This window comes from Calothrix rhizosoleniae SC01 (assembly GCF_900185595.1).
Classification (GTDB): Bacteria; Cyanobacteriota; Cyanobacteriia; order Cyanobacteriales; family Nostocaceae; genus Calothrix_A; species Calothrix_A rhizosoleniae.
This window is the reverse complement of record NZ_FYBH01000070.1, coordinates 1-10,365: the sequence shown is the minus strand read 5'-3', so window position 1 is coordinate 10,365 and position 10,365 is coordinate 1. Positions and strand designations below refer to the sequence as shown.

General features: G+C 40.2%; 8 protein-coding genes and 1 tRNA gene. 8 read left to right on the top strand and 1 reads right to left on the bottom strand.

Annotated features, from left to right (window positions below):
• The first annotated feature begins 380 nt into the window (after positions 1 to 380).
• The 4 genes from CALSC_RS04200 to CALSC_RS04185 all read left to right on the top strand — a co-directional run bounded on the left by CALSC_RS04200 (position 381) and on the right by CALSC_RS04185 (position 5,551).
• Positions 381 to 704, top strand: a complete 324-nt coding sequence (locus CALSC_RS04200; RefSeq protein ID WP_088240158.1) for a CU044_2847 family protein — start codon at positions 381 to 383, stop codon at positions 702 to 704.
• A 291-nt stretch (positions 705 to 995) separates the two neighbouring features.
• The gene (locus CALSC_RS04195) at positions 996 to 2,585 is read left to right on the top strand and encodes a trypsin-like peptidase domain-containing protein (RefSeq protein WP_088240157.1); all 1,590 of its coding nucleotides are present in this window, start codon (positions 996 to 998) and stop codon (positions 2,583 to 2,585) included.
• Positions 2,586 to 2,624: 39 nt separating this feature from the next.
• The gene (locus CALSC_RS04190; RefSeq protein WP_088240156.1) at positions 2,625 to 2,870 is read left to right on the top strand and encodes a hypothetical protein; all 246 of its coding nucleotides are present in this window, start codon (positions 2,625 to 2,627) and stop codon (positions 2,868 to 2,870) included.
• An 80-nt stretch (positions 2,871 to 2,950) separates the two neighbouring features.
• Positions 2,951 to 5,551: an AAA family ATPase gene (locus tag CALSC_RS04185; protein WP_200817561.1), complete on the top strand. Its 2,601-nt coding sequence runs from the start codon at positions 2,951 to 2,953 to the stop codon at positions 5,549 to 5,551.
• A gap of 177 nt (positions 5,552 to 5,728) precedes the next feature.
• Here the strand turns inward: CALSC_RS04185 and rbsK are convergent, their stop codons facing one another.
• A complete protein-coding gene (gene rbsK, locus CALSC_RS04180) occupies positions 5,729 to 6,694 on the bottom strand; it encodes a ribokinase (protein WP_088240155.1) in 966 nt (321 codons plus the stop codon).
• Positions 6,695 to 6,777: 83 nt separating this feature from the next.
• On the opposite strand from rbsK, the gene CALSC_RS04175 reads away from it, so the two are divergent.
• From CALSC_RS04175 to CALSC_RS04160, 4 genes are all read left to right on the top strand, one after another.
• Positions 6,778 to 7,404, top strand: a complete 627-nt coding sequence (locus tag CALSC_RS04175) for a Uma2 family endonuclease (protein WP_088240154.1) — start codon at positions 6,778 to 6,780, stop codon at positions 7,402 to 7,404.
• 904 nt (positions 7,405 to 8,308) lie between these two features.
• Entirely contained in the window at positions 8,309 to 9,406 is a 1,098-nt protein-coding gene (locus CALSC_RS04170) for a tocopherol cyclase family protein (RefSeq protein WP_088240153.1), read from the top strand.
• Positions 9,407 to 9,444: 38 nt separating this feature from the next.
• A tRNA-Arg gene (locus CALSC_RS04165) sits at positions 9,445 to 9,518 on the top strand.
• A gap of 252 nt (positions 9,519 to 9,770) precedes the next feature.
• Positions 9,771 to 10,283 carry a YdcF family protein gene (locus CALSC_RS04160; protein ID WP_407641881.1) on the top strand — a complete coding sequence of 171 codons (513 nt, stop codon included), beginning with the start codon at positions 9,771 to 9,773 and terminating at the stop codon, positions 10,281 to 10,283.
• Positions 10,284 to 10,365 lie beyond the last annotated feature (82 nt).

Genomic DNA, 10,365 nt, shown 5'->3' with positions numbered 1-10,365 from the left:
CAGAGAGGAATAATACCATTTTGAAAAAAGAATGGCACAGATGGGTAGGGGCACGGCATCCACAATCTTTCAATATATAAAAATATCTTACTGGTGCCGTGCCCTTACGAAGAATTTATATGTTGCAAACATTATTTGAATTGGTCAGGACTTACGCAACGAAGATTTGTCATTGCGACCGAAACGAAGTGTAGGGAAGCAATCCCAGGATTTTTGCGATTACGTTGCTGTCGTTCGTCCGTTCCGGACATGCTACGCAAACGTAATGACGCAGTAACGTTACTTTTGCGTAAGTCCTATTGGTATAAGCTTTTCTATTTATATTCCACCTTATTCACAAGGATGACCATTCCACAAAAAGTTACCAGGAAAAATTAAGTATGGCAGATAAAACCAAAATTACTCCTTTTCAACTTTCTGACGGCACAATCATTAAAGTAGAGGTTACACCTATAGGGGAACAACCTGTTTCTACTGAAACCAGAGTATTTCAAAAAGCAACAAAAATTATTGAATCTATTGCTGAAGATGTTTCAGGTACATTAAAAAATATTAGTCAGACAGTTAAACCAGATAAATTTAGTGTCAAACTTGGTTTGCAAATTGGAGTTGAGTCGGGAGAACTAACCGCTTTAATTGTGAAGGGAACAGGTACAGCTAACCTGGAAATTACGATGGAATGGGTTAAGGAGACAGGGATGTAGGAAGCAGGGAGCAGGGGGAAAGAAAATTCTACTTAGGTAATTTTCACTACCTCCTGCTTTCTCCACTCTAACTTGAAAATAGGGAGTGGGGAATCGGGAATCGGGAATCGGGAAGAGGTGATTTTCATGCTTGGTTGTAGGATTTTTCCGTGGGGGACTGACTTGAAAATAGGGGTTAGGTGTTAGGGGTTGGGGGATAGGGAAGAGTTATTTTCATCCTTGATGGGGACAATTTTTTTTTCATCGGGACTGCCTTTCTTCGGTAAATAATATCCTGGGTGTGGGGGATTAATGACTAACGAAGACAATTTACAACGCTGTACAGTGCGCTTAAATTCTGCCAGTAGTCAGGGAACAGGCTTTTTTGTTGCCCAGAATTGGATTCTTACCTGCGCCCATGTGGTCAAATCTGCGGGAAATAACTCCGTGGAAGTTTTCTGTAAAACAATCAGCCAGAACTACACAGCTGAAGTTACCCAATTATGTGAATATCCGATTGATTTAGCTTTATTGAAATTAAAAGGAGATTCTTTACAACACCCCTGTGTTGAATTGGATAGCACAGAACCTAATATCAATGATAATTTATATACTTTTGGTTATCCCAAGAATGGCGAAGTTGATTATTCCCAAGGGGACTCGGCTAGCTTTAAATATGAAGGAAGAAGTTATAAACAAACAAGTGATTCAAAAGATATTGTTCTCTATAAGTTAAAGCAAGGGCAAGTTATCTCAGGCTTTAGTGGCTCACCTTTATTTAATTTACGAACAGGAAAAGTTTGTGGTGTTGTGCATCTTTCCCGTGACGAAGATAACGATTTAGGGGGGAGGGCAATTGCGGCTCAAGTTATTTGCCAATATTTTCCTGAAATAGCCCAACTTAATCAAGAATTTCATCAGTCAAAGCCCAAAGGGAATAATCCGTTTGAATATGGAACTCCTGTGACTCCCGATAGATTTTATGGGCGGAAAAGAGCGATTTTAGACATTAAAAACCGCATTGGTGCCATTAGTCCTCAATGTATCAATTTGGTAGGATTACGACGTAATGGAAAGTCCTCTCTACTGCGATATATAAGGGAAAGAATCAACGAATTTTGTTCACCAGAACAAAAGCCTTTAGTTGTGAATTTAGATTTATCAAGTGGGAATTTTCATACTCCAGAGGGAATTATTGAGGGCGTAAGGCGAGGAATTAAAAAGCTAAAGGGGAATTATCCTTGGTTAAGAGAAGATAATGAAGATGGCTTTGCGGTAGAAGATGGCTTACATAAGTTAGTAGGTGAAGGATATCGTTTAATTATTTTATTAGATGAATTTGAAGCAATTGCTAGTACAAAATCAAGATTGGAATTGTTTCAGGATTGGGGAGAAGATTGGCGTGCTAAAGCTTCTGCTGGTTTCTTAACAATGGTAATTGCTAGTAAACGCCCTGTTACTGAAGTTTACGAAACTTTGAGTCTAGGTTCTCCTTTTGCCAATATTTTCAGTACCACTATTTTAGGGGCTTTGGAGGAGGAAGCTTGGCAAAATATTATCCAAAAAGGATTTACCTATAATACTGAGCTATTACAATGGGTAGATGGGTTAGCAGGAGGGTTACCCTATTACGTGCAGATGGCGGGAGCGATGTTTTGGCAATATGAGAATCAAGAAATAGCTAAAGAAAATTTGATTTTTCAAGCACAGCCTCGTTTTCAAGAACTTTGGCAAGATTTAACTGAAGATGAACGTTTAGCATTGCGTTATCAGTTGGGAGGGAGTAATTTACCTAGTCCGAACCCAGCAATTGTAGATAGGCTTCAGCGTTATGGATTATTAAGGGATAATGGAGGTTTATTTAGCAGTGCTTTTTTAGAATTTGTGAAAGGTCAAAGATAAAGTCATAAATTAACGATTTAACAATCAAAATTTTCAACAATGGTGCTATTTTTACGGGAGACTTGGGAATTATTTTGGTGGGCAATGTTTTGTCCTGCAAGGCTTCAGCACCGCATGAATGAATGGTCACCCCGAAAAGAAAAAGATGGGCGCACACCAGACACAATTTTTTGGGATATTTTATTTTTTGGGAACTTCCGATTTATTAGCCAGTATCTATTACTATTATTTATTTTGAGTATTCCTCTTGTTTTTTTAATATTCTTGAGTTTAATCAATTATTAGGTTGGTTACAGTTCAATTTTGTAATATTAATTGCCTATGGAACAGGAGTTTTCTTTTTACCTTTAGGACTAATTATCCCCTTGTTGTGGTTGATAGTTTTATTAATTCGTCCCGCTAGCTGGTTGAAAGGCTTAATAGAAGTTACTAAAATTTTACCTCCTTTACCTCAAATAGGGACAGGTTTTGCAGTTTTGGGATTATGTTTATCATTAACTACTTGGTTAATGTTGCAACTGTTAGAAAAGCAAGGTCTTTCACTCGCTCGTAATGTAATGATAATAGGGGCAACAATCAGTGTCATGTTAGGTGCATGGTTAGCAACAGAAAACTTGTTGTTTCTGTTGTTAACCAGTGGGGTAACAGGTTTTTTTCTATTGTCATTGAGAGGAAATATTAATAATAGTGATGATGCGTTCGTAGCTGCGGCAGTCGTGGCGTTCGTAGTGGGGGTAGGAGTGGCGATAGGAGTGGCGTTCGTAGTGGCGTTCGTAATGATGGGAGGAGTGGGGTTCGTAGTGGCGTTCGTAGTGGGGGTAGGAGTGGCGATAGGAGTGGGGGCAGTCGTGGCGGGAGGAGTCGGGGTAGTCGTGGGGGTAGTCGTGGAGGTAGTCATGGGGGTAGTCGTGGAGGGAGAAGTGGGTGAAGGAGTGGGGGTAGTCGTGGCGTTCGTAGCGGGGGTAGTCGTGGCGTTCGTAGTGGCGGGAGGAGTGGCGGGAGGAGTGGTGGGAGGAGTGGCGGTAGGAGGTACTTTACCGCTTCCTTGGTTTTTGGTTTTTGCAGCTTTAATAGTTTTTGCTCTTACACCAGTAAAAAAGAACTGGGTTTTCATTACCACTATAGTAATGTTAATAGCTTTTTCTGCCCAAAATTTAGGATGGCGTTCAGCATTAATTATCCCTGTAACCTTACTCAGCTATTACAGAATTATTGACTATTGTTTCTTTGCTCCTTTCAGTTTTTTTACCTCAATTCTTAATCGCCTCCGTCCTCAACCCTTGCAAAGACTGGATAGCCTACCTCCCTACTCCAGTGAACTTCTATGGCTACCTTTACCTAATCACGATCAGCTTTTAATTTCCACTTTTCGTAGCAACTCTCAACTAGCTTTAGAGATATTTCAATATATTCAAACATTTTCTCTACCCGGCTTTCAAATAACTCTTCAAAATGCCTTACCGCAAATTGTCGCTGACCAACTCCAGAAAATTCAAACTATTGAAGACCTACTCTCTACTTTCAATTTAGATCGTCCTATTTTACCATTCCTAATTTTCCCCTTTTATCATCTTGATTCCGACAGCGACACCCCTAGTCCAGAAACACCTTTACCAAAAGTAAAACCTGAACTTTCTATCCTGATTCCTCGCTTACAAACTATTGTTCGAGATATTCAATCAGCCTTAGAAAATAAAAATATCGCCCTACGAGAACGGGGATTAGAAAGAATCAATAACAATCTTCAACTATTACAATACCAATTACCTTCTCTCGGACTTAAAAGCGAAGCCATCAAACGCTGGACACCCGTACTAGAATGTTGGCACAAGATTGTTAAACTGAAACAAGATGCACAACAAAAATTCTCTCGAAATGAACTAATCAACCCGTTTCAATATGGAAATCCAGTGCGACTTAACCAAAAAGACTTGTTTAAAGGTCGTCAGAAATTTGCAGATGAAGTTGTCCGTCGAATTTTAAATAGTGACCGACCCACTCTTGTATTGCATGGTCCCCGTCGCTGTGGCAAAACTTCATTTTTGTATAATTTGCCCCGCCTGTTTCCTACTGATATTCTGCCTGTATTTGTGGATATGCAAAGTTCCGCCATTACCACCACAGAATCTGATTTTTGCTATGGCTTGGTTCGGGCAATTCATAAAGATTGCCGCAGTCAAGGCGTTAAATTATCAAACAAACCCGAACGTCACGAATTTCAAGCTAGTCCCTACACTACCCTAGAAGATTGGTTAGATGAAGCACTTGAGCAAATCGCAGAAAAGCACATTCTTCTCAATCTTGATGAATTTGAAAAAATCGGTACTGCCATAGAAAACGGTCAAATAACACCACGTTTATTTGACGAACTGCGCCACTTAATTCAACATTATGAACAACTCGGATTTCTCTTTTCTGGTGTGCAAACTTTAGAAGAATTAGGGCCTCATTGGAGTAGCTATTTTATCAGCGTTGTGCCTATAGAAATGCTTTATCTTGAACCAAACGAAGCCGAGGAATTATTGCTTAACCCAGATCCAGCTTTTCAACTACGTTATGATCAAGGCATTGTAGAAGAAATATTAAAACTTACCAATTGTCACCCTTACTGCTTGCAATTACTAGGCTCATCTATGGTGACTCAAGCTAACTTGAACCATACTAATATAATTACTGCCGAACTCCTGGAAGCTGCTATTAATGACGCATTTATTTCCGGTGAACCATACTTTACAAATATTTGGACAGAATTTACTGGAACTAATCCCGAAGAGATGGCAATTGGTCAGGAATTATTATTACAAGTTACCAAGACAAATAATTTAATTCCTATTAATAGCGAAAATGCTGAAAAGGTATTCAACCGCTTATTGCGTTATCATATTTTGCAACAAACTAATGGAGGATATGATTTTGAAATTCCTCTGTTAAAACGATGGGTGAGAGAGAAGGCAGTAAAAGGGTAAAGAATCATTAATTTTCCAGACCACCAATGATACTAAGTTACATTCTGTTGTAGCAGTTCTAGTTAGTGAGATTGCTTCCTTACGCTCCGCTCCAGTCGCAATGACAAAATACTATCTTTGAAAGCAACTTGGTATGAGTAGAAAGCAGAGAACGGAGAACTGAGAAGATTTATTTGTTCACTCCTTCCCTCCTTCACTCCTTCCCTCCTTCCCTCCTTCACTCACAACTCTCTCTTGAAGAAATTTATCAAATGTAATTCGATCCGGTAGAGAAGGTTGTGCGCCTGATTTCATGGCTGCTAAAGCACCCGCAGCAGCTCCCCAAACTACTGCTTGACGTAAGCTCAGTCCAGTGGATAAACCTGCGGCTAAACCCCCATTAAAAGCATCTCCGGCGGCGGTAGTATCCACTGTTTCAATTTTAAATGCTGGTATAAAAAAAGTTTCTTCAGCAGTGGCACAAACAACACCCTTAGCACCCAGTTTGACGATCGCACATTTTACTCCCCTTTGCAATAGAATCCCTGCGGCTTGAGTTGCAGATTCTTCCCCATCAATGGGAAAACCTACCAATTGTTCAGCTTCCACTTCATTAGGGGTAATAATATTTACCAAGGGATACAGTTCATCCGGTAGTTGAGATTGGACGGGTGCGGGGTCTAAAATTACCATTACCCCCGCTTCTCGTGCTGCCTGAGCTGCTGCCAATACGGCAGTTATGGGAATCTCTAATTGCAGCAGTAAGGCTTGAGAACCTGGTAGTAAATGAGCTAAACGTGCCACATCTTGGTTATCAATATTACCATTAGCACCAGGAATGACTATGATTTGATTTTCTCCAGCATCATCAACAGTAATTAAGGCAACACCGGAGCTAACCCTATCATCGATGAATACATCATCAGTTTTCACACCGGCGGCTTTGAGACTATTGACTAGTTCCGAACCAAAACCATGTGCCCCTGCTCTGCCTACCATATAAGTGGGAATACCTAAGCGAGTTGTAGCGACTGCTTGGTTTGCACCTTTACCTCCTGGTGCTTTAAAAAAATGGTGTCCTAGTAGTGTTTCTCCTGGTAGAGGTAATCGAGGGGCTTTGGCGACTAAATCTATATTGATACTACCGAAGACAATTATGCTCATATAAGAAGATTTAGGGTAGTGGCTGTTTTGGAACAGATGCAAATCAAATCTATGATGTTAGTAGAAACCTGAGGTAACTTCCTATGGTGACAACAGCAGTAATTTCACAGCGAGTAACACTGGAAAATATCAGTTGGCATACCTTTGAAACCATTTTAGAAGAAATGGGCGATCGCCGCGCAACTCGATTGGCTTATGACTGTGGAATATTGGAAATTATGACTCCCTTGATGCCCCATGAGTATAATAATCGCCTCCTAGAACACTTAGTTTTTGCTTTAACAGAGGAACTTAATCTCAATATTAAAAGCATTGGTTCGACAACTTGTAAACGTCAAGATTTAGTCAAAGGTGTAGAACCGGATTCTGCATTCTACATCCAGAATGAACCCCTGATGAGAGGCAAAACCAATCTTGACTTAACCCAAGATCCACCCCCAGATTTAGTCATAGAGGTGGATTATTCTAGTGCTTCTGTTGATAGAATGCCAATTTACCAAGCCTTAGGTGTTCCGGAAGTATGGCGCTATCAAGAACCTGTCATACAGATTTATCAATTACAAGCAGGTAAATATGTTCTGTGTAATACCTCGAAGACTTTTGCTAATTTACCACTAACAACACAAATTCCCCAGTTTTTAGCTTCAAGCCTCACAGTTGGGGAAAGGGAAATGATTCGCTCTTTTCGTACTTGGGTGAGAAATCAGTGAACAGTTATCAGTTATCAGTTATCAGTGAATAATTATCAGTATTGGAAAACTTCTTTCCATTGGATAATTGGCAGCATTATTAATACTAAACGTTCAATTCAAAATTTCCAGTTATAGCACTACGTAATTAGGTTAGGAAATTGTTGAAGACCCCAACCTATGAATAGTAAACTTATTACTTATTACTTAGGGTCTGCTGAATAACTGAAAAATGTTGATTTATCAATGCTTTGAGGCTATTTTATTGGGAAATAAGTGTAAGGAAATTAGGATTTTAGGTTTAAAATCCTTGCATCTGTTATTTTTGATGGCAAAAAGAATAGAAATAAAGAGGCTGGAACTACTCCCGACTCCCGACTCCCGACTCCCTACCCTCACCAAAATACTTTTATGCCTAACGGCACGCTCCGCGAACAGCAAGCCCTACTTATTACTTGCGCCTAGCGCCTAGTGCCATAATTAAACCGCCACAGTGTCTGATTAGCATCAAATAAGTGTGACGGTTTAATTACGTATAAAAATTGAATAGATTGAGAAGACTTGAAAACCTGAAGGAAGTAAATTAACTAATGTGGACAAGAATCGCAATAAGATTACTCCTGGTTTTTATGCATCCTAATATTCAGCTAGGCAGGCATGTTTGGCTATGCTTAAAAAACCTCCAAAATAACTCGATGAACTCAAGGCGAAAACACATTCAGAAGGATGCGACGACTATGGAGTTATTGCGAGTACATGGATAGAGCAGGAGGCACTGGCTCTAATCTCAAACTAATTGTTAAAACAATCAACTTGCTTGTGCCTGTTTTAAAATTAGCACTATCCTGAAAATTTACAATCCCCTATTTACCAAAGTTTAATGCACTTTACTGTTCGTAATAATTGATAATTTTTCTTCGTAACAATGAATATGATCCAAGATTTTCGTCCTTCAACCCAAACCCCCCACAGTGGATATCATTGGGATGGGAGCGATCGCCGTTTTTTTGAAGGCTGGTATTATCGCGTTACTTTACCAGCCGAGAAACAAACCTTCGCTTTTATGTATTCCATCGAAGACCCCATTGGTGGTAAACCACATAGTGGTGGTGCAGCCCAAGTACTGGGGCCCAATGATCAGTACTTATGTCGTACTTTCCCTGATGTTAATCAATTTTGGGCAAAAAAAGATACTTTAGCTTTAGGACATTGGCGACAGAAAAATTTAGGGTTTCCTCCTCAATACCTATGTCCTGAAGAATTTGAACGCTACATTGTTGAAGGATATCAAGCCACAGGCACATTAAATCAAGGTATGATTCGTGACCCTGGCACAGGATTTTACTGTCGTTGGCAATATGAAATCCAGCCTATGTATGGTTGGGGAGGTGATGGCAATAGTTGGCAGCAATCAACTGCGGGCTGGTTATCACAAATGCAGATTTTTGAACCAGGGTGGCAAATTTTGATGGCTCATGGCTTGGCTACAGGTTGGATTGACTGGAATGGTAGATTATATGAATTTACCAACGCTCCTGCCTATGGGGAGAAAAATTGGGGTGGTGCTTTCCCTCAAAAATGGTTCTGGGTTAACTGTAACAGCTTTGAAAATCATCCTTACCTAGCCCTGACAGCAGGTGGAGGAAGAAGAGGTGTATTGTGGTGGATGGAATCTGTAGCCATGATTGGCTTACACTACCAAGGGAAGTTTTATGAGTTTGTACCCTGGAATTCCCAAGTAAATTGGCATATTCAGCCTTGGGGTAAATGGCATATGCAGGCTAAAAATCATCAGTATGAGGTGGAGGTGACAGGAACCACTAATTTACCCGGTACACCCTTACGCGCACCTACAGAGACAGGTTTAGCCTTTTGTTGCTCCGATACCATGCAAGGTGAGTTAAATTTACAACTACGAGAATTAAGTGGTAATCAAAAGAAAATTATCCTGAAAGCTCAGAGTTTTCTCTGTGGATTAGAAATAGGTGGCGGTTTTTGGCAAAACTCCTGGCAGTCTGACTAAAACACCTGTTATTATTATCAGTGCTATGTATTTTAGTTGGGGCTGTAGCTCAGTTGGATAGAGCGAGCGCCTCCTAAGCGCTAGGTCGTGCGTTCGAGCCGCACCAGTCCCGTCATCTAATTAAACAAATGAGTGAAAAGCCCTTTATGGATATTCCATTCAGGGGTAATATTATGCAGCAAATACTATTGTTCGGAGATTAATGAATCCCAGGCATTGGTTTTCTATAATCTAGAGCCAGTCAATTTCGTTTTTCTCTCATCTGAAAGCTCAGTTTCTCACTATTAAGTTTTAGTTAAAGTAAGCATATAGAGCCTTGAATAAGCAACTATCAAGACTATATTTTCAGTTTATCCTCCTATCAGTGCCACTATTTGTTTGGTGGGCGTATAAGGAAGTTAAGACTCAGTTTGCCACACCCCAAGCTGTGATTGTGTTAGGCGGTTCTACCAAGTACTTAGAACGGGAAAAATTCACAGCTAAATTTGCCCGTCAACATCCAAAATTGCCAATTTGGATTACTGGAGGAAGTCCCAAACAATATACAGAGCAGGTATTTAAAAAAGCTGGGATTAGTCCCAAGCGATTATATTTAGATTACGAAGCAGTAGATACAGTCACTAATTTTACTACCTTGGTAGATGATTTAGAATCTCGGGGTATTAAAAGTGTTTATTTGATTACTTCCGATTTCCATATGCGTCGCGCCAGAGTTATTGGTGACATTGTTTTAGGTAGTCGGGGGATTTATTTTCAACCAGTATCAGTCCCTTCTGGAAAATCCCCAGAGCCGATTCAAAAAATGGTTCGTGACGGAGCTAGAGCATTAGTTTGGGTCGCAACAGGATTTACAGGTAGTAAGAAAGCAAAGAGTTAGGAGTGAGGGAGTGTGGGAGTGAGGGAGTGATGGAGTGATGGAGTGATGGTTGTTAGTTGTTAGTTGGTGGTTGGTAGTTGAT

What these genes read in the sequence shown, in the direction of transcription:
- CALSC_RS04200 (WP_088240158.1), top strand. Translation starts at nt 381, where the DNA reads ATGGCAGATAAAACCAAAATTACTCCTTTTCAACTTTCTGACGGCACA.
- CALSC_RS04195 (WP_088240157.1), top strand. Translation starts at nt 996, where the DNA reads ATGACTAACGAAGACAATTTACAACGCTGTACAGTGCGCTTAAATTCT.
- CALSC_RS04190 (WP_088240156.1), top strand. Translation starts at nt 2,625, where the DNA reads ATGGTGCTATTTTTACGGGAGACTTGGGAATTATTTTGGTGGGCAATG.
- rbsK (WP_088240155.1), bottom strand. Translation starts at nt 6,694, where the DNA reads ATGAGCATAATTGTCTTCGGTAGTATCAATATAGATTTAGTCGCCAAA.
- CALSC_RS04175 (WP_088240154.1), top strand. Translation starts at nt 6,778, where the DNA reads ATGGTGACAACAGCAGTAATTTCACAGCGAGTAACACTGGAAAATATC.
- CALSC_RS04170 (WP_088240153.1), top strand. Translation starts at nt 8,309, where the DNA reads ATGAATATGATCCAAGATTTTCGTCCTTCAACCCAAACCCCCCACAGT.